At 67.9% G+C, this 20,145-nt stretch carries 10 protein-coding genes, 3 rRNA genes and 2 pseudogenes; 7 read left to right on the plus strand and 8 right to left on the minus strand.

Annotated elements, in window-relative coordinates; genetic code table 11:
• Nucleotides 1–52 precede the first annotated feature (52 nt).
• Nucleotides 53–1,276: an iron chelate uptake ABC transporter family permease subunit gene (locus tag CFW40_RS07330; protein ID WP_256331555.1), complete on the minus strand. Its 1,224-nt coding sequence runs from the start codon at nt 1,274–1,276 to the stop codon at nt 53–55.
• Entirely contained in the window at nt 1,273–2,322 is a 1,050-nt protein-coding gene (locus CFW40_RS07335) for an iron ABC transporter permease (RefSeq protein WP_176956556.1), read from the minus strand. The genes CFW40_RS07330 and CFW40_RS07335 overlap by 4 nt, the downstream gene beginning before the upstream one ends.
• A 63-nt stretch (nt 2,323–2,385) precedes the next feature.
• On the opposite strand from CFW40_RS07335, the gene CFW40_RS07340 reads away from it, so the two are divergent.
• Entirely contained in the window at nt 2,386–3,414 is a 1,029-nt protein-coding gene (locus CFW40_RS07340; protein ID WP_088797022.1) for an ABC transporter substrate-binding protein, read from the plus strand.
• Nucleotides 3,415–3,593: 179 nt separating this feature from the next.
• Nucleotides 3,594–4,493 carry a siderophore-interacting protein gene (locus tag CFW40_RS07345; RefSeq protein WP_088797023.1) on the plus strand — a complete coding sequence of 300 codons (900 nt, stop codon included), beginning with the start codon at nt 3,594–3,596 and terminating at the stop codon, nt 4,491–4,493.
• A 93-nt stretch (nt 4,494–4,586) separates the two neighbouring features.
• Here the strand turns inward: CFW40_RS07345 and CFW40_RS07350 are convergent, their stop codons facing one another.
• On the minus strand, nt 4,587–5,612 hold the full coding sequence (locus tag CFW40_RS07350) for an HAD-IIA family hydrolase (RefSeq protein ID WP_088797024.1): 1,026 nt from the start codon (nt 5,610–5,612) through the stop codon (nt 4,587–4,589).
• Nucleotides 5,613–5,786: 174 nt separating this feature from the next.
• On the opposite strand from CFW40_RS07350, the gene CFW40_RS07355 reads away from it, so the two are divergent.
• The 5 genes and pseudogenes from CFW40_RS07355 to CFW40_RS07370 all read left to right on the plus strand — a co-directional run bounded on the left by CFW40_RS07355 (nt 5,787) and on the right by CFW40_RS07370 (nt 12,539).
• On the plus strand, nt 5,787–7,052 hold the full coding sequence (locus CFW40_RS07355) for a DUF1015 family protein (protein WP_088797025.1): 1,266 nt from the start codon (nt 5,787–5,789) through the stop codon (nt 7,050–7,052).
• 158 nt (nt 7,053–7,210) lie between these two features.
• A complete protein-coding gene (locus CFW40_RS07360; protein WP_088797026.1) occupies nt 7,211–8,782 on the plus strand; it encodes an aspartate aminotransferase family protein in 1,572 nt (523 codons plus the stop codon).
• 65 nt (nt 8,783–8,847) lie between these two features.
• Complete coding sequence (locus CFW40_RS07365) at nt 8,848–10,167, plus strand: lysine N(6)-hydroxylase/L-ornithine N(5)-oxygenase family protein (protein ID WP_088797027.1); 1,320 nt, start codon at nt 8,848–8,850, stop codon at nt 10,165–10,167.
• Nucleotides 10,164–10,646: pseudogene (locus CFW40_RS37895) on the plus strand (GNAT family N-acetyltransferase); the annotation flags it as partial. The gene CFW40_RS07365 and the pseudogene CFW40_RS37895, both read left to right, overlap by 4 nt.
• An 84-nt stretch (nt 10,647–10,730) precedes the next feature.
• Nucleotides 10,731–12,539: an IucA/IucC family siderophore biosynthesis protein gene (locus CFW40_RS07370; RefSeq protein WP_093649455.1), complete on the plus strand. Its 1,809-nt coding sequence runs from the start codon at nt 10,731–10,733 to the stop codon at nt 12,537–12,539.
• An 89-nt stretch (nt 12,540–12,628) separates the two neighbouring features.
• Here the strand turns inward: CFW40_RS07370 and CFW40_RS37530 are convergent, their stop codons facing one another.
• The 5 genes and pseudogenes from CFW40_RS37530 to CFW40_RS07390 form a co-directional block, all read right to left on the minus strand.
• Nucleotides 12,629–13,444 (minus strand): tetratricopeptide repeat protein, encoded by an 816-nt coding sequence (locus tag CFW40_RS37530; protein WP_218136825.1) that lies wholly within the window; start codon nt 13,442–13,444, stop codon nt 12,629–12,631.
• Nucleotides 13,445–13,534: 90 nt separating this feature from the next.
• Nucleotides 13,535–14,233: pseudogene (locus tag CFW40_RS38875) on the minus strand (hypothetical protein); the annotation flags it as partial.
• 588 nt (nt 14,234–14,821) lie between these two features.
• Nucleotides 14,822–14,937 (minus strand): 5S ribosomal RNA (gene rrf, locus CFW40_RS07380).
• A 116-nt stretch (nt 14,938–15,053) separates the two neighbouring features.
• Nucleotides 15,054–18,174, minus strand: a 23S ribosomal RNA gene (locus CFW40_RS07385).
• Nucleotides 18,175–18,476: 302 nt separating this feature from the next.
• Nucleotides 18,477–20,005 (minus strand): 16S ribosomal RNA (locus CFW40_RS07390).
• The 16S, 23S and 5S rRNA genes sit together here, the layout of an rRNA operon.
• Nucleotides 20,006–20,145: the final 140 nt, after the last annotated feature.

Genomic DNA, 20,145 nt, shown 5'->3' on the forward strand with positions numbered 1-20,145 from the left:
GTTGTCGTATCCATGCTGGTGCGCGGGGCGTCGGTCCGTCGCGTCCGCCGTCTCATATCCGTCCCGCCCTGCGCTCCGTGGCCAGCAGCCACAGCAGATAGCCACCGCCCAGGACACCGGTCAGCACGCCCACCGGCAGCTGGTCGGCGCCGAAGACCCGCTGGGCGGCCCAGTCGGCGGCGACCAGCAGCACGGCACCCATGAGGGCGGACAGCAGCAGATTGGGGCCGGGCAGGGGTGCGCCGCTGCCCGCGCCCCTGAGGAAGCGCGGGAGGGAGAGCCGCCGGGCCAGCTGGGGTGCGGTCAGCGCCACGAAGGAGATCGGCCCGGCCGCGGCGGTGGCGGCGGCGACGAGCACGACCGCCGCCAGCAGCACGACGATACGGACCCGCTCGACGCGTACGCCCAGGGCGCTCGCGGCGTCATCGCCCATCTCCAGCATGCGCAGCCGACGCCCGTGGAGCAGCAGCAGCGGGACGAGGACGACGCAGACGGCGGCCAGCGGCCACAGCTGGTCCCAGTCGCGGCCGTTGAGGGAACCGGTCATCCAGGTGGTGGCCCGGGTCGCGTCGACGATGTTCGCCTTGGTCAGGAGGTAGAGCACCATCGCGTACAGCATGGCGCTCGCGCCGATCCCGACGAGCACGAAGCGGTAGCCGTGGATACCGCGCTTCCAGGCGAGCAGGAAGATGGCGACGCCGGTGACCACGCCGCCGACGACCGCTCCGGCGGCGACCGCGAAGGTCCCGCCTGGGAAGTAGACGATGGCGACCAGCGCGCCGACGGACGACCCCTGGGCGAAGCCGAGGACGTCCGGGCTGCCCAGCGGATTGCGCGAAACGGTCTGGAAGACCGCCCCGGCGATCCCGAACGCGGCGCCGACCAGCAACCCCACCAGCACCCGCGGCAGCCGCAGGTCCTGCACGATGAACTCCTGGCCGGCATCGCCGCCGCCGGTCAGGGTGGCGATCACTTCGGCCGGGGTCATCGGGTAGTCGCCGGAGCCGATCAGGGCGACGGCGGCCGCCAGCGCGACGGCCAGCAGCACCAGCCCGGCCACCACGGCGGGCACGTCCAGGCGCACCGAAAGTCCGCCCCTGGTGCGCACCACCGTGACCCGCCGGGCCCGCCCCGCCCGGCCGCGCGCGGCACCGCCCGCCACCACCGCCCCGGCGCCCGGCCCGGCGTGCTCTTCGGCGCCCGGCTCGGGGTTCTCCTCGGCGCCCGGCTCGATGTTCTCCTCGGTGCCCTTCCCGGGCCGCATACTCGCGCTCACAGCTGGGCCATCCTCCGACGCCGTACGAGATAGATGAAGACCGGGCCGCCGACGACGGCCGTGACGATGCCGACCTGCAGCTCACCGGGCCGGGCCACCACCCTGCCGAGCACATCGGCGCCGAGCAGCAGGACCGGCGACAGCACCGCGGAGTACGGCAGGATCCAGCGCATATCGGGCCCGGTGATGGCCCGTACGACATGCGGCACCATCAGGCCCACATAGACGATCGGGCCGCAGGCGGCGGTCGCCCCGCCGCACAGCAGGGTGACCGCGAGCATCGCCAGCACCCGGGTGCGGGTCAGCCGGGCGCCCAGCGCCCGCGCCTGGTCGTCGCCGAGCGCAAGGGCGTTCAGCGGCCGGGCGAGCAGCAGCGCGAGGACACCCCCCACGGCGAGAAATGGCGCGATCCGGCCGACCGTCGGCAGGGTGGCCGAGGCCAGCGAACCCACCGTCCAGAAGCGCATCTTGTCCAGGGCCGCGGTGTCCATCAGATTGACGGCGTTGATGTAGCCGACGAGGACGGCGGTCAGCGCGGTGCCGGCGAGGGCGAGCCGTACGGGTGTGGCGCCGCGGGTGCCGCCGAGGACGTACACCGCGACGGAGACCACCGCGGCGCCGGCGAACGCGAACCACACATAGCCGCTCAGCGAGGTGACGCCGAAGAAGCTGATGGCGGAGACGACCGCGGCCGAGGCGCCGGCGTTGATGCCGAGAACTCCCGGGTCCGCCAGGGGGTTCCGGGTCAGCGCCTGCATGACCGTGCCGGCCAGGCCGAGCGCGGCACCGATGATCAGGCCGAGCAGGGTGCGGGGAACACGGACATCGCGGATGACCACATCGGTGTCGGAGCCGGAGTAGTGGAACACCCCGTGCCACACCTGGTCGAGGGGGATCTGTTTCGCGCCCACGGCGATACCGAGGACGGCGACCACGGCCAGTACGGCGAGGGAGGCCACCAGCCCCGCGGAGCGCAGGAGATGCCGTCTTCCGGGGGGCGCGGGGGCCGGGGCCGCTGCCGCTTCGGGGGGACTGTCAACCAACACGTTAGTTAGGTTAGCCTACCCTCACGTCGACCAGCTGCCCTCCCAGAGAGAAGCACCGCCATCATGAGCACGTTCCGTAGCGTCACCCCGTCCCGTCGCGGCTTCCTGGCCACGGGCGGTGCCCTCGGCATCGGCGCCCTGCTCGCCGCCTGCGGCGGGAACAAGGACTCGGGCGGCACCAACAGCGGTGCCCCTACGGGCCCTTGGTCGTTCACCGACGACCGTAAGCAGAAAGCCTCCCTGAAGAACACCCCCCGGCGCATCGTTGCCTTCACCGGCACCGCGGCCGCCCTGCACGACTTCGGGATCGACGACCAGATCGTCGGCGTCTTCGGCCCCACCGAGCTCAAGAACGGCAAGCCCGACCCGCAGGCCGGTGACCTGGACGTCGACAAGCTCACCATCATCGGCAACGCCTACAACCAGTTCAACGTCGAGAAGTACGCGGCGCTGCGCCCCGATCTGCTGGTCACCAACATGTACGAGCCGGGCGCGCTGTGGTTCGTACCGGACGACAGCAAGGACAAGATCACCAAGCTCGCCCAGTCCGTCGCCCTCACCTCCTCCCGCGTCCCGCTCATCAAGATCATCGAGCGCTACGCCGAGCTGGCCGGGTCGCTCGGCGCCGATCTGAAGGCCACGAAGGTCACCGACGCCAAGGCCCGCTTCGAGAAGGCGTCCGAGGCACTGCGCAAGGCCGCGAGGTCCCACCCGGTCAAGGTGCTCGCCTGCTCCGGCAGCCCCGACCTCTTCTACGCCTCCAACCCCGGCATCAACGCCGACCTCATGTACTACAAGTCCCTCGGCGTGGATCTGATCGTCCCCGACCATCTGGACAAGGGCGGCTACTTCGAGAGCCTGAGCTGGGAGAACGCCGACAAGTACAAGGCCGACGTCCTCCTGCTGGACAACCGGACCGCGACCCTCCAGCCCAAGGACCTGGCCGCCAAGCCCTCCTGGTCCAAGCTGCCCGCCGTCAAGGCCGGCCAGATCACCCCCTGGTCGAGCGAGCCGCGCTTCTCCTACGCGGGCGCCGCGCCGCTCATCGAAGCGCTCGCCAGGGCGATCGAGGGCGCCAAGAAGGCCAACTGACGTACGGCCGCGGCGATCGGCGCCCACCGGCCGCAGGGCCCGCCCTCACCGCCCCGTCCGCCCCTACGGGCTCTACGGGCTCTACGGGCTCTACGGGCGAACAACGGGACGCTCACGACCGGCCCTCGCCGCCCGCCGCGGTCTCCCCCGCCCCCACCACCGTTCCCGGAGGTTCCCGTATGACCACGACCGTCGCCCCGTCCACCGCACCGTTCCGCTTCTTCGATGTGCACGTCGTCCGGTCCAGGCGGCTGGGCCCCTCCATGGTGCGGATCACCTTCGGCGGCGAACGGCTCGCGGAACTGGCCTCCGGCGGCCGCGACCAGCGCTTCAAGCTCTTCCTCCCGCAGCCCCACCAGGACCGGCCGGTCTTCGACGACACCGGCGACGACTGGTACACCGCCTGGCGGGCACAGGATCCGGCCGAGCGTGCGGTGATGCGCTCGTACACGATCCGCGAACAGCGCCACGAACCGGCGGAGTTCGATGTCGACTTCGCGCTGCACGGCGCCGGTCCTGACAGCGCCGTCACGGCGGGCGGCCCCGCCTCCCGCTGGGCCGCCCGGGCCCGGCCCGGCGACCGGCTGACCGTCCTCGCCCCCGCCGTCGAGGACAACGGCGGCGTCGACTTCCGGCCACCTGCCGGCACCGACTGGATTCTGCTCACCGGCGACGAGACGGCGCTGCCCGCGATCGCCGGCATCCTGTCCTGGCTCTCCCCCGGCACCCGGGCCGAGGTCTGGCTCGAGATCGCGCACGAGGACGACCGGCAGCGGCTTTCGACCTTCGCCGACGCCGACATCCGCTGGCTCGTCCGGGACGAGGCGGCCGCCGGGCGCGGCGAGCCGGTGCTCGACGCGCTGCGCACCGCCGAGCTGCCCGAGGGCACCCCGTACGCCTGGATCGCCGGTGAGGCCGGGACCGTCAAGGCGGTGCGCAGGCACCTCGTCCGCGAGCGCGGCATCGACCGCAGGGCGGTGAAGTTCACCGGCTACTGGCGCCGCGGCGCCACCGAGGAGGATCTGATCGCGGAGCTGACCGCCGCGGCCGCGGCGACGACGGCGGCCGGGGAGAACTGACGGCGAGGCCCGCCGTGAGGACCGGCGAACCCGCCGGGGCCTTGCGGCGAAAGTCCCGGACCGCACGGCCCGGACCGCACGGCCCGGCCCGCCTCACCTCCCGATCCGCCCCAGCGCCTTCCCCGCCTCCGCCCCGCAACTGCCGTCCCCGGCAGCCGTCCAGGCCGCCGCGCACAGCGCCCGCAGCCCGTCCAGCGACGTCCCCTCGCCCGTCACGGCCAGCGCGCCACCGGCCACCTCGGCCCGCCAGCCGCCGCACCGGAACCCGCCGCCGTCCACGGTCACCTCCGGCTGCGGTGCCAGCAGCCCGCGCAGATCCTCGGCCACATACGCGGGACGGTGCCGCGGCGGGGCGGCCAGCAGGTCGGCGGGGGTGGTGACGCCGGTGAGCACCAGCAGCGAGTCGACCTCGCCGTTGCACGCGCCCTCGATGTCGGTGTCGAGCCGGTCGCCGATCACCAACGGCCGCTGCGCACCGGTGCGCAGCACCGTCTCCCGGTGCATCGGCGGCTGCGGCTTGCCCGCCACCTGCGGCGAGCCGCCCGCGGCGGTCCGCACCACCTCCACCAGCGCACCGTTGCCGGGTGCGATCCCCCGCTCCTTGGGGATCGTCAGATCGGTGTTGGACGCGAACCACGGCACCCCGCGCTGCACCGCGTACGCGGCCTCCGCCAGCCGCTCCCAGTCCAGCGTGGGGTCAAATCCCTGCACCACCGCCGCCGGGTCGTCGTCCGCGGAGCGGACGGGTACGAGACCGCGCTCGCGCAGCGCCACCCACAGCCCCTCGCCCCCGACGGCCAGCACCCGCGCGCCCGCCGGCACCTGCTCGGAGATCAGCCGCGCCACCGCCTGCGCCGACGTGATCACATCGGCCGGGCCGGTCGGCAGCCCGAAACCGGACAACTGGTCGGCAACGGCCTGCGGGGTGCGGGCGGCGTTATTGGTCACATAGGCGAGGTGCATCCCGCCGACCCGTGCGTGCGTCAGCGACTCCACGGCGTGGGCGATGGCCTGCCCGCCGGCGTAGACGACCCCGTCCAGATCCAGCAGCGCCGTGTCGTACGCCTCGCTCAGCGGGCGCCGGCACCCGTCGGGCCGCCTGCGAACCTGCTCGTTCATGCCGTCTCGCTCCTCGCTCCCACACACCGCACGAAGAGATCCGCCGGGTACCGGGCGCACGCTCACCGCGCCGCCTGATACCCCGTTTCCCCCCTCGCGCCTACCGATATTTCCAGCCACACACGGGCTGTCCCCCGATCTTCCCTCATCGGCCCGGCGGCATAGCATTCTTCAATGACCAGTACCGACGGCCTCCGCCTCCACCCGTTCCGCGGACTGCGATACGACCGCGAGCGGGTCAGCAGCCTGACCGCTGTGATGTCCCCGCCGTACGACGTGGTGGTACGGCCGGATGGCGTGCGCCACCTGGAGACCGCCGACCCGTACAACATCGTCCGGCTGATCCTGCCGCACGCCGCGGACCCCACCACCCGCCACCGCCAGGCCGCCGACACCCTGCGCCACTGGCGCGCCGAGGGCGTGCTGCGGCAGGACGCCGAGCCCGCGCTGTACGTCTACGAGCAGCGTTCCGGCGAGGTGCTGCAGCGCGGACTGATCGGGGCGCTGGGCCTGGACGGCCCGGTGCTGCCGCACGAGGGCGTCATCCCGGAGGTGGTCGAGGACCGGGCCGCCCTGATGCGCGCGGCGGCCGCCAATTTCGAGCCGTTGCTGCTCTCCTACCGCACCCAGGGCACCTCGACCGGCGCCGCCGCGGTCATCGAGCGCACGGTGGAGCGCGATCCGCTGCTCGCCACCACCACCGAGGACGGCTTCGCGCACCGGCTGTGGGCGGTCACCGATCCCGCCGATCTCACCGCCGTCGACGACGACCTGGCCGGCCGGCAGGCGCTGATCGCCGACGGCCACCACCGCTGGGCGACCTATCAGCGGCTGTACGAGCAGCAGCCCGGCGCCACCTCCGCCTCGCCGTGGGCGTCCGGCCTGGTGCTGCTCGTGGACACCGCCCGCTACCCGCTCCAGGTCCGGGCCATCCACCGGGTACTGCCGCATCTGCCGCCCGCCAAGGCGCTGGCGGATCTGGCCGGCGCCTTCCGGGCCCGCACCCTGCCGGGCGAGCTGTCCGCCGCCCTGGAGACCCTGGAGGAGACGCCCGGCACCGCCTTCGTCCTCGCCGGCGGGCCGGACTCCTTCCACCTCCTGGACCGCCCCGACCCCTCCCTGCTGGACCGCACGATCCGCCGGGACCGGCCCGAGGCCTGGCGGCGGCTGGACGCCACGGTGCTGCACTCCGTCCTGCTGGACGAGGTCTGGCACATCCCCGACCACCCGTCGGACATCAGCTATATCCATCACGCCGCGGCCGCCGTCGAGCAGGCCGCCCGGCACGGCGGCACCGCGGTCCTGATGCGCGCCACCTCCGAGGAGACGGTCCGTCAACTCGCGGAGCACGGCGTGACGATGCCGCGGAAGTCCACCTCGTTCGGCCCCAAGCCCGCCACGGGTCTGGTCCTGCGCACCCTGGACGACCACCGGAACTGAACTTTCCGGGCCGCCGCCCCTCCACGGCACCTCCCACCCCTCCCGAGGCAAAGTTAGGCTAGCCTTACCTAACCACGTCGCCACGGGTGGGTCTCCCTGCCCCTGCGCGCACAGCCTGCGCTGGACGTGGTCAAGTCCGCACCAGGGAGGACACCTTCATGGATCTCCTCGCGCGCCCCGCCGAGGACCCGGCCGACAGCCGGAGATACCTGCTCAACGAGAAGACGGCCCAGCGCTACCGCAGCGCGGTCACCGAGAGCGTCACACGGATCGGCGCCAAAATCGCGGGCACCACCCGCCCGTTCACCGGCATCACCGTCGACGACCTCGCCCCCGCCGTCATGGGCGTCGACCTCGACGCCCCGCTGCACGACGCGGCCGCCGCGCTCGACGAGCTCGAAGAGGTCTACCTCCGCGACGCCGTCTACTTCCACCACCCGCGCTACCTGGCGCACCTCAACTGCCCCGTGGTCATTCCCGCCCTCGTCGGCGAGGCCGTGCTGTCCGCCGTCAACTCCTCCCTGGACACCTGGGACCAGAGCGCCGGCGGCACCCTCATCGAGCGCCGGCTCATCGGCTGGACGGCCGAGCGGATCGGCCTGGGCGACGCGGCCGACGGGATCTTCACCAGCGGCGGCAGCCAGTCCAACCTCCAGGCCATGCTGCTCGCCCGCGACGAGGCCTGCCGCCGCGCGCTGACCGCCGACGGCGCACCGTCCCCCAAGCTCCCCACTCCGTTCGAGCGGGGAGGGCCCCCAGCCGCCCGCCGCACGGACGTCCTGCCCCGGCTGCGGATCCTCGCCTCCGAGTGCAGCCACTTCAGCATCCGCAAATCGGCCACCCTGCTCGGCATGGGCGCGGAGGCCGTCATCACCGTCCCCGTCGACGAGCACAAGCGGATGCGCACCGACAGCCTGGCCGCGGAACTGGCGCGCTGCCACCGCGACGGCCTGATACCCATGGCTGTCGTGGCCACCGCCGGCACCACCGACTTCGGCTCCATCGACCCGCTCCCCGAGATCGCCGGCCTGTGCGCCGGCTACGGCGCCTGGATGCATGTCGACGCCGCCTACGGCTGCGGCCTGCTGGTCTCCCGCCGCCGCGCCCTGCTGACCGGCATCGAACGCGCGGACTCGGTGACCGTCGACTACCACAAGTCCTTCTTCCAGCCGGTCAGTTCGAGCGCCGTCCTGGTCCGCGACCGCGCCACGCTGCAGCACGTCACCTACCACGCGGACTACCTCAATCCGCGCCGGATGACGGAAGCGCGCATCCCCAACCAGGTCGACAAGTCGATCCAGACGACCCGCCGCTTCGACGCCCTCAAGCTCTGGCTCACCCTGCGCATCATGGGCGCCCACGCCGTCGGGGAGCTCTTCGACGACGTCATCGACCGCGCCGCGGAGGCCTGGAAGCTCCTCCACGACGACCCCCGCTTCTCCGTCGTCGTCCAGCCCCAGCTGAGCACCCTGGTCTTCCGCTACGTCCCCGGCACCGACCAGGACCCCGAACTCGGCGACCGGGTCAATCTGCACGCCCGCGAGGCCCTGTCCGCCTCCGGTGACGCGATCGTCGCGGGCACCGTCGTCGACGGCCGCCACCACCTCAAGTTCACCCTGCTCAACCCGGAGACCACCGTGGAGGACATCGCCACCGTCCTCGACCTGATCGCCGAACACGCCGGCACCTTCCTCGCCGAGCAGCCCCAGCCGGCACTCAGCGCGCGCTGAGGCCCCGCCCTGCGCTCAGCGCGCGCCGGCCCTCCCCACCGCAGACCTCCCCCATCGGAGACCTCGTGTCCGCCCCTCACGACTTCATCGCCATCGGCCTCGGCCCGTTCAACCTGGGCCTGGCCTGTCTGACCGAGCCGATCCACGGACTCGACGGCCTGTTCCTGGACGACAAGCCGTCCTTCGACTGGCACCCCGGCATGCTGCTGGACAGCAGCCACCTCCAGGTGCCGTTCCTGGCCGACCTGGTCACCCTCGCCGACCCCACCTCGCCCTTCTCCTTCCTGAACTACCTCAAGGAATCGGGGCGGCTGTACCCGTTCTACATCCGCGAGAGCTTCTATCCGCTGCGCGCCGAGTTCAACGACTACTGCCGCTGGGCGGCCGGCAAACTCGACAACGTCCGCTTCGCCCACCGGGTCACCCGCGTCGAGTACGACCGGGCCGCCGAGCTGTACGTCGTCCACGCCGATCACCTGCCCACCGGCGAGCGCACCACCCACCGCGCCCGCAAGCTCGTCCTGGGCACCGGCACCCCGCCCTACCTCCCCGACGCCTGCCAGGGCCTGGGCGGCGACCTGCTGCACAACGCCGGCTACCTGGACGCCAAGCCCGCCCTCCAGGCCAAGGAGAGCATCACCCTCATCGGCAGTGGCCAGAGCGCCGCGGAGATCTACTACGACCTCCTCCAGGACATCGACAGCCACGGCTACCACCTGACCTGGGCCACCCGCTCCCCGCGCTTCTTCCCCCTCGAATACACCAAGCTCACGCTGGAGATGACCTCACCGGAGTACGTGGACTACTTCCACGCCCTCCCCCCGGCCACCCGCGACCACCTCAACGCCACCCAGAAACACCTCTACAAGGGCATCGACTCCGCCCTGATCAACGACATCTTCGACCTGCTCTACCAGAAGAACCTGGCCGGCCCCGTCCCCACCCGGCTGCTCACCAACACCGCCCTGAACCACGCCGGTTACGACGAGGCGAGCGTCACCTACACCCTCGGCCTGCGCCAGGAGGAACAGGGCACCGACTTCACCCTCGACACCCAGGGCCTGGTCCTCGCCACCGGCTACCGCTACCGCGTACCGGACTTCCTCGCCCCCGTCCACGACCGGATCGCCTGGGACGGCGCCGGCCGCTACGACGTGGCCCGCAACTACAGCATCGACACCACCGGCCACGGCATCTACGTGCAGAACGCCGAACTGCACACCCACGGCTTCGTCACCCCCGACCTCGGCATGGCCGCGTACCGCAACGCCTGCATCATCCGCGAACTGCTCGGCCGCGAGTACTACCCGGTCGAAAAGGCCATCGCCTTCCAGGAATTCGCCGCCCCGGCCGGCCCGCACCACCTCATGGAGGTCCCGGCATGAGCGCTGTGCTCTTCACCCGCACCGACCCCGCACTGGGGGACTTCTCCGTGCGCCCGGTCGACCCGTCCGCCGACGCCGAGCTGCTGCACGGCTGGGTCACCCACCCCAAGGCCGTCTTCTGGCTGATGCAGGAGTGCGACCTCGCCGCGGTCGAGAAGGAGTTCACGCGGATAGCCGCCGACCCCTTCCACGACGCCTTCCTCGGCCTGCACAACGGCACCCCGGCCTTCCTGATGGAGCGCTACGACCCCGCCCACCGGGAGCTGGTCGGCATCCACACCGCAGCCCCCGGCGACGTCGGCATGCACTTCCTGGCGGCCCCCACCGACACTCCCGTGCACGGCTTCACCCGGGCCGTCATCACCACCGTCATGGAGATGCTCTTCGCCGACCCGGACACCCGCCGGGTGGTCGTCGAACCCGACGCCGGCAACACCGCCGTCCACGCCCTCAACAAGGCCGTCGGCTTCGAGATCCGGCGCACCGTCTCGCTCCCCTCCAAAGACGCCTACCTCAGCACCTGCACCCGCGAACAGTTCCTGGCCACCCAAGGGAGACCACCGATGACCGCCGGCCACGGGCCGAACGCCCAGGACGCCGTCGCCCACCTCACCCCCGCGCTGTGGGCCCGCGCCAACCGCCTGCTGATCCGCAAGGGACTCGCCGAGTTCGCCCACGAGCGGCTGCTCACCCCCCGGCGCCTGTCGCAGGACGACCACTACACCGTCCGCAGCGACGACGGCACCACCGCCTACCGCTTCGCCGCCCGCCGACAGGCGCTGGACCACTGGCAGGTCGACGCCGACAGCATCACCCGCCACCGCGGTGACACCGAACTCCCCCTGGACGCACTGGAGTTCTTCATCGAACTGCGCGAAGCCCTGGGCCTCGGCGAGGACATCCTGCCGGTCTATCTGGAGGAGATCAGCTCCACCCTGTCCGGCACCGCCTACAAACTGGCCGCCGGCCTGCCCAGCGCCGCCGAGCTCGCGAAATCGCCGTTCCAGGCCATCGAGACCGGCATGACCGAGGGCCACCCCTGCTTCGTCGCCAACAACGGCCGCCTCGGCTTCGGCATCCACGAGTACCACGCCTACGCCCCGGAGACCGCGAGCCCGCTCCGGCTGATCTGGCTCGCCGCTCACCGCGACCACGCCACCTTCACCGCCGGCGCCGGCCTGGACTACGACACCCTCATACGCGACGAACTCGGCGACACCACCCGCACCCGCTTCACCGCCACCCTCACCGGCCTCGGCCTCGACCCCGACGACTACTACTTCTTCCCCACCCACCCCTGGCAGTGGTGGAACAAGCTCTCCGTCACCTTCGCCGCCGAGATCGCCCGGCAGCGCCTGGTGTGCCTGGGCCCCGGCGACGACGACTATCTCGCCCAGCAGTCCATCCGCACCTTCTTCAACACCACCAGCCCCACCAAGCACTACGTCAAAACGGCCCTCTCCGTCCTCAACATGGGCTTCATGCGCGGCCTGTCCGCCTCCTACATGGAAGCCACCCCGGCCATCAACGACTGGCTGGCCCGCCTGATCGCCGCCGATGACACCTTCCGCGCCGCCCGCTTCTCGATCATCCGCGAGCGCGCCGCCCTCGGCTACCACCACCGTCAGTACGAGGCCGCCACCGCCAAGGGCTCTCCGTATCTGAAGATGCTCGCCGCCCTGTGGCGCGAAAGCCCGGTGCCCACCGTCGAACCGGGCCGGCGGCTGGCCACCATGGCCTCGTTGCTGCACCTCGACGACGAGGGCGGCTCGTTCGCCGCCGCCCTGATCGAGGAGTCCGGCCTGGAGCCCGCCATCTGGCTCCGCCGCTACCTCGACGCGTACCTCACCCCCGTCCTGCACGCCTTCTACGCCTACGACCTGGTCTTCATGCCGCACGGCGAGAACGCCATCCTGGTCCTCGAGGACGGGGCCGTGGACCGGGTGATCTTCAAGGACATCGCCGAAGAGATCGCCGTCATGGATCCGCACGCGGTCCTGCCCCCCGCCGTCGAACGCATCCGCACCGACGTCCCCGAGGACAAAAAACTTCTCTCCGTCTTCACCGACGTCTTCGACTGCTTCTTCCGCTTCCTGAGCGGCACCCTCGCCGACCGCGGCGTCCTCGACGAGGACACCTTCTGGCGCACGGTCGCCGCCTGCGTCACCGACTACCAGGCCACGGCTCCCCACCTGGCCGACAAGTTCCGGCAGTACGACCTGTTCACCGACGAGTTCGCCCTCTCCTGCCTCAACCGCCTCCAGCTGCGCAACAACCAGCAGATGGTCGACCTCCAGGACCCCGCCGGCGCCCTCCAGCTCGTCGGCACCCTCCGCAACCCCCTCGCCCCTTACGCGCCGACTGCCCCCTGACCCCCACCCCGCAAAAGAAAGAAGAGCGGGCCCCGCACGGGGACCCGCTCTTCTCCTCACCTCAGCTCGTCACGAGGCGACCAGCCGACTCAGCCCTTCGCCGGCCCCTCGTCGTCCCGTACACCGTCGCCGTCCCGTGCACCATCGGCGTCCCGTGCACCACCGTCGCCCTCGCGGGCCCCGGCGCTCTCGTCGGCCTCCGCCATCTCCTCCATGTCGTCGGCCTCCTCCAGCGCATCGGTGAACTCCACCCCGTCCAGCTCAGCGAGCCGGTCCGAGGCATCCGTGGTGCCGCCCTGGTCGGCCTCCAGCGCCCTGGCGAACCAGTCGCGCGCCTCGTCCTCGCGCCCGACGGCCAGCAGCGCATCCGCGTACGCATACCGCAGCCGCGCCGTCCACGGGTGCACCGCACTCGACGCCAGCTCCGGGCTCTGCAGCGTCACCACCGCGGCATCCGCCTGCCCCATGTCCCGCCGGGCACCCGCCGCGACCAGCCGCATCTCGACCTGCCCGGCCCGGTCCAGCTTCTGGACCTCGGGCTCACCGGCCATGGCCATCGCCTTCTCGGGCCGCCCCAGACCACGCTCACAGTCCGCCATCACGGGCCACAGCTCCACGCTGCCGGTCATCCGCCGTGCCGCCCGGAACTCCGCCAGCGCCTCGCTGTACTTGCCGACCGCGTACGCCGCGAAGCCCGCGGCCTCGCGCACGGCCGCGACCCTGGACGCCAGCCGCAGCGCCACCCGCGAGTACCCGTACGCCTTCTCCGGGTCCTCGTCCAGCAGCTTCGCCACCATCACCAGGTTCTTGGCGACATCATCGGCAAGCGTCTTCGGCAGGCTCAGCAGCTCCTGACGCACATCCTTGTCGATCTCCTCACCGGTGACATCCTCCGGAATCGGCAGCCGCTTGATCGGCTCCCGGTCCCGGTCCCGCCGGTCATCGCGCCGGTCGTCCCGGCGGTCATCCCGCCCGCGCCCCGCACCATACGGCCGACGCCCACGCTCCTCGTCCCTACGGAACCCACCACGGTCATCCCGCCGCGGCCCACGCTCATCCCGCCGGTCGCCACCGCGGTACCCACCACGGTCGCCACCCGACGGCCGGTCGTCCCGACGGAACCCGCCCCGGTCACCACCGGACGGACGGTCATCACGACGGAAACCACCACGGTCACCACCGGACGGACGGTCATCACGACGGAAACCACCACGGTCCCCACCACGGTCATCACGGCGGTCATCCCTACGGAACCCGCCACGGTCGCCGCCGGACGGACGGTCATCACGACGGAACCCACCACGGTCCCCGCCACGGTCATCCCGGCGGTCTCCCCCGCGGAAGCCACCGCGGTCACCACCGGACGGACGGTCATCGCGACGGAACCCACCACGGTCCCCACCACGGTCATCACGGCGGTCATCACGGCGGTCATCCCTACGGAACCCGCCACGGTCGCCGCCGGACGGACGGTCATCACGGCGGAACCCACCACGGTCCCCACCGCGATCGTCACGGCGGTCTCCCCCGCGGAAGCCACCGCGGTCACCACCGGACGGGCGGTCATCACGACGGAACCCACCACGGTCACCGCCCCGGTCGTCGCGCCGCTCGTCACGCCGGAATCCACCACGGTCGCCACCGGACGGACGGTCATCACGACGGAACCCACCACGGTCCCCACCGCGATCGTCACGGCGGTCTCCCCCGCGGAAGCCACCGCGGTCGCCACCGGACGGACGGTCATCACGACGGAACCCACCACGGTCACCGCCCCGGTCATCCCTGCGGTCTCCCCCACGGAAGCCACCACGGTCGCCACCCGACGGACGGTCTCCACCCCGGTCGTCACGCCGGAAGCCACCGCCGCGCTCATCATCGCGACGCGGCCCACGCGGCCGGTCATCACGACGGTCTCCCCCACGGAAGCCACCCCGGTCGCCACCGGACGGACGGTCATCGCGACGGAAACCACCACGGTCCCCACCCCGGTTGTCCCGCCCCGCGTAACCGCCACCGCCACCGGCAGGGCGACCGCCGCGGTCGTTGTCACGACGCGGCCCCCGGTCGTCACGCCGGAAACCACCGCGGTCACCGTCGTCGCGCCGCTGCGGCCGGCGCTCCGAACGATCGTCGGAAGAGTTGGTGGACATCGACGTGACTCCTGTCTTCGGTACTGCATTCATTCTCACGCACCGATGACTTCGGCGCGCTTCGGCAATAAAAACAAAAAAGACCCTTGGTCCCAGCGTGAACGCTGGGACCAAGGGTCCTGAAAGATTGTTCGGCGGCGTCCTACTCTCCCACAGGGTCCCCCTGCAGTACCATCGGCGCTGAAAGGCTTAGCTTCCGGGTTCGGAATGTAACCGGGCGTTTCCCTAACGCTATGACCACCGAAACCCTATCGGGTTCGAGCGAACAAGCACACTCTTCAGTTAATTGAAGTGAAACTTGGTTCAACCAGCGATTGCGACTGTTCGCAACCCGGGAACCACACAGTGGACGCGAGCAACTGAGGACAAGCCCTCGGCCTATTAGTACCAGTCAACTCCACCCGTTACCGGGCTTCCATATCTGGCCTATCAACCCAGTCGTCTACTGGGAGCCTTAACCCCTCAAAGGGGGTGGGAGTCCTCATCTCGAAGCAGGCTTCCCGCTTAGATGCTTTCAGCGGTTATCCTTTCCGAACGTAGCCAACCAGCCATGCCCTTGGCAGGACAACTGGCACACCAGAGGTTCGTCCGTCCCGGTCCTCTCGTACTAGGGACAGCCCTTCTCAAGACTCCTACGCGCACAGCGGATAGGGACCGAACTGTCTCACGACGTTCTAAACCCAGCTCGCGTACCGCTTTAATGGGCGAACAGCCCAACCCTTGGGACCGACTCCAGCCCCAGGATGCGACGAGCCGACATCGAGGTGCCAAACCATCCCGTCGATATGGACTCTTGGGGAAGATCAGCCTGTTATCCCCGGGGTACCTTTTATCCGTTGAGCGACGGCGCTTCCACAAGCCACCGCCGGATCACTAGTCCCTACTTTCGTACCTGCTCGACCCGTCAGTCTCACAGTCAAGCTCCCTTGTGCACTTACACTCAACACCTGATTGCCAACCAGGCTGAGGGAACCTTTGGGCGCCTCCGTTACCCTTTAGGAGGCAACCGCCCCAGTTAAACTACCCACCAGACACTGTCCCTGATCCGGATCACGGACCCAGGTTAGACATCCAGCACGACCAGAGTGGTATTTCAACAATGACTCCACCCTAACTGGCGTTAGAGTTTCACAGTCTCCCACCTATCCTACACAAGCCGAACCGAACACCAATATCAAGCTATAGTAAAGGTCCCGGGGTCTTTCCGTCCTGCTGCGCGAAACGAGCATCTTTACTCGTAATGCAATTTCACCGGGCCTATGGTTGAGACAGTCGAGAAGTCGTTACGCCATTCGTGCAGGTCGGAACTTACCCGACAAGGAATTTCGCTACCTTAGGATGGTTATAGTTACCACCGCCGTTTACTGGCGCTTAAGTTCTCAGCTTCGCCGACCCGAAGGTCGACTAACCGGTCCCCTTAACGTTCCAGCACCGGGCAGGCGTCAGTCCGTATACATCGCCTTACGGCTTCGCACGGACCTGTGTTTTTAGTAAACAGTCGCTTCTCGCTGGTCTCTGCGGCCACCACCAGCTCAGGAAGAAAATTCCATCACCAGCAATGGCCCCCCTTCTCCCGAAGTTACGGGGGCATTTTGCCGAGTTCCTTAACCATAGTTCACCCGAACGCCTCGGTATTCTCTACCTGACCACCTGAGTCGGTTTAGGGTACGGGCCGCCATGAAACTCGCTAGAGGCTTTTCTCGACAGCATAGGATCATCCACTTCACCACAATCGGCTCGGCATCAGGTCTCAGGCTTCATGCTGTCCGGATTTACCTGGACAACGCCCTACACCCTTACCCCGGGACAACCACCGCCCGGGCTGGACTACCTTCCTGCGTCACCCCATCACTTACCTACTACCACCTTGGGTCAGCGGCTCCACCACTCCCCTTCACCCGAAGGATCCAGGGCGGCTTCACGGCCTTAGCATTAATGGATTCGATATTGGGCGCTTCAAAGCGGGTACCGGAATATCAACCGGTTGTCCATCGACTACGCCTGTCGGCCTCGCCTTAGGTCCCGACTTACCCTGGGCAGATCAGCTTGACCCAGGAACCCTTAGTCAATCGGCGCACACGTTTCCCACGTGTGTATCGCTACTCATGCCTGCATTCTCACTCGTGAACCGTCCACAACTCGTTTCCACGGCTGCTTCACCCGGCACACGACGCTCCCCTACCCATCACAGCCTCCGTTAGGAGTATTGCTGCAATGACACGACTTCGGCGGTGTGCTTGAGCCCCGCTACATTGTCGGCGCGGAATCACTTGACCAGTGAGCTATTACGCACTCTTTCAAGGATGGCTGCTTCTAAGCCAACCTCCTGGTTGTCTCTGCGACTCCACATCCTTTCCCACTTAGCACACGCTTAGGGGCCTTAGTCGATGCTCTGGGCTGTTTCCCTCTCGACCATGGAGCTTATCCCCCACAGTCTCACTGCCGCGCTCTCACTTACCGGCATTCGGAGTTTGGCTAAGGTCAGTAACCCGGTAGGGCCCATCGCCTATCCAGTGCTCTACCTCCGGCAAGAAACACACGACGCTGCACCTAAATGCATTTCGGGGAGAACCAGCTATCACGGAGTTTGATTGGCCTTTCACCCCTAACCACAGGTCATCCCCCAGGTTTTCAACCCTGGTGGGTTCGGTCCTCCACGAAGTCTTACCTCCGCTTCAACCTGCCCATGGCTAGATCACTCCGCTTCGGGTCTTGGGCACGCTACTCAACGCCCTCTTCGGACTCGCTTTCGCTACGGCTTCCCCACACGGGTTAACCTCGCAACATACCGCAAACTCGCAGGCTCATTCTTCAAAAGGCACGCAGTCACGACACAAGGACAAGTCCTTGTGCGACGCTCCCACGGCTTGTAGGCACACGGTTTCAGGTACTATTTCACTCCGCTCCCGCGGTACTTTTCACCATTCCCTCACGGTACTATCCGCTATCGGTCACCAGGGAATATTTAGGCTTAACGGGTGGTCCCGCCAGATTCACACGGGATTTCTCGGGCCCCGTGCTACTTGGGTGTCTCTCAAACGAGCCGCTAATGTTTCAGCTACGGGGGTCTTACCCTCTACGCCGGACCTTTCGCATGTCCTTCGCCTACATCAACGGTTTCTGACTCGTCTCACAGCCGGCAGACTGTGAAAGAGAGATCCCACAACCCCAACCACGCAACCCCTGCCGGGTATCACACGTGACTGGTTTGGCCTCATCCGGTTTCGCTCGCCACTACTCCCGGAATCACGGTTGTTTTCTCTTCCTGCGGGTACTGAGATGTTTCACTTCCCCGCGTTCCCTCCACACTGCCTATGTGTTCAGCAGCGGGTGACAGCCCATGACGACTGCCGGGTTTCCCCATTCGGACACCCCCGGATCAAAGCTCGGTTGACAGCTCCCCGGGGCCTATCGCGGCCTCCCACGTCCTTCATCGGTTCCTGGTGCCAAGGCATCCACCGTGCGCCCTTAAAAACTTGGCCACAGATGCTCGCGTCCACTGTGCAGTTCTCAAGCAACGACCAGCCACCCACCACCCCAACCCGAAGGCTGAGTTCACTGGGGCCGGCATCGCGAAGGTCCAGACCACAGTCCGTACCCTCAGATACCCAACAACGTGCCCGGCCCACCCCGTCAATCCCCACGTTCCACGCCGAAGCAGTACTAGTGACAACCAACCGAGTGTGCCGAATAGTCAACGTTCCACCCATGAGCAACCAGCATCAGACACTCGCTGATGTACTGGCCTCTGACCGACCAGAGGTCGGTAAGAAGTGCTCCTTAGAAAGGAGGTGATCCAGCCGCACCTTCCGGTACGGCTACCTTGTTACGACTTCGTCCCAATCGCCAGTCCCACCTTCGACGATTCCCTCCCACAAGGGGTTGGGCCACCGGCTTCGGGTGTTACCGACTTTCGTGACGTGACGGGCGGTGTGTACAAGGCCCGGGAACGTATTCACCGCAGCAATGCTGATCTGCGATTACTAGCAACTCCGACTTCATGGGGTCGAGTTGCAGACCCCAATCCGAACTGAGACCGGCTTTTTGAGATTCGCTCCACCTCGCGGTATCGCAGCTCATTGTACCGGCCATTGTAGCACGTGTGCAGCCCAAGACATAAGGGGCATGATGACTTGACGTCGTCCCCACCTTCCTCCGAGTTGACCCCGGCAGTCTCCTGTGAGTCCCCATCACCCCGAAGGGCATGCTGGCAACACAGAACAAGGGTTGCGCTCGTTGCGGGACTTAACCCAACATCTCACGACACGAGCTGACGACAGCCATGCACCACCTGTACACCGACCACAAGGGGGACCCTGTCTCCAGGGTTTTCCGGTGTATGTCAAGCCTTGGTAAGGTTCTTCGCGTTGCGTCGAATTAAGCCACATGCTCCGCTGCTTGTGCGGGCCCCCGTCAATTCCTTTGAGTTTTAGCCTTGCGGCCGTACTCCCCAGGCGGGGAACTTAATGCGTTAGCTGCGGCACGGACGACGTGGAATGTCGCCCACACCTAGTTCCCAACGTTTACGGCGTGGACTACCAGGGTATCTAATCCTGTTCGCTCCCCACGCTTTCGCTCCTCAGCGTCAGTATCGGCCCAGAGATCCGCCTTCGCCACCGGTGTTCCTCCTGATATCTGCGCATTTCACCGCTACACCAGGAATTCCGATCTCCCCTACCGAACTCTAGCCTGCCCGTATCGAATGCAGACCCGGGGTTAAGCCCCGGGCTTTCACATCCGACGTGACAAGCCGCCTACGAGCTCTTTACGCCCAATAATTCCGGACAACGCTTGCGCCCTACGTATTACCGCGGCTGCTGGCACGTAGTTAGCCGGCGCTTCTTCTGCAGGTACCGTCACTCTCGCTTCTTCCCTGCTGAAAGAGGTTTACAACCCGAAGGCCGTCATCCCTCACGCGGCGTCGCTGCATCAGGCTTTCGCCCATTGTGCAATATTCCCCACTGCTGCCTCCCGTAGGAGTCTGGGCCGTGTCTCAGTCCCAGTGTGGCCGGTCGCCCTCTCAGGCCGGCTACCCGTCGTCGCCTTGGTAGGCCATCACCCCACCAACAAGCTGATAGGCCGCGGGCTCATCCTTCACCGCCGGAGCTTTCCACCACCAGACCATGCGGTCGGAGGTCGTATCCGGTATTAGACCCCGTTTCCAGGGCTTGTCCCAGAGTGAAGGGCAGATTGCCCACGTGTTACTCACCCGTTCGCCACTAATCCCCTCCCGAAGGAGGTTCATCGTTCGACTTGCATGTGTTAAGCACGCCGCCAGCGTTCGTCCTGAGCCAGGATCAAACTCTCCGTGAATGTTTACCGGTAATCCGGTGAACACACACGAGAGCGGAACGAGCGGACGGAATAGGTCCGGTCGTTCACAGCGTCCTCGCTGTGTGTGCCACCCCGACCGCTCGGGCCGTGGTGGACTTTCAAAGGAACCTCATCTCCAT

It is taken from the genome of Streptomyces sp. 2114.4 (assembly GCF_900187385.1).
Lineage (GTDB): Bacteria > Actinomycetota > Actinomycetes > Streptomycetales > Streptomycetaceae > Streptomyces > Streptomyces mooreae.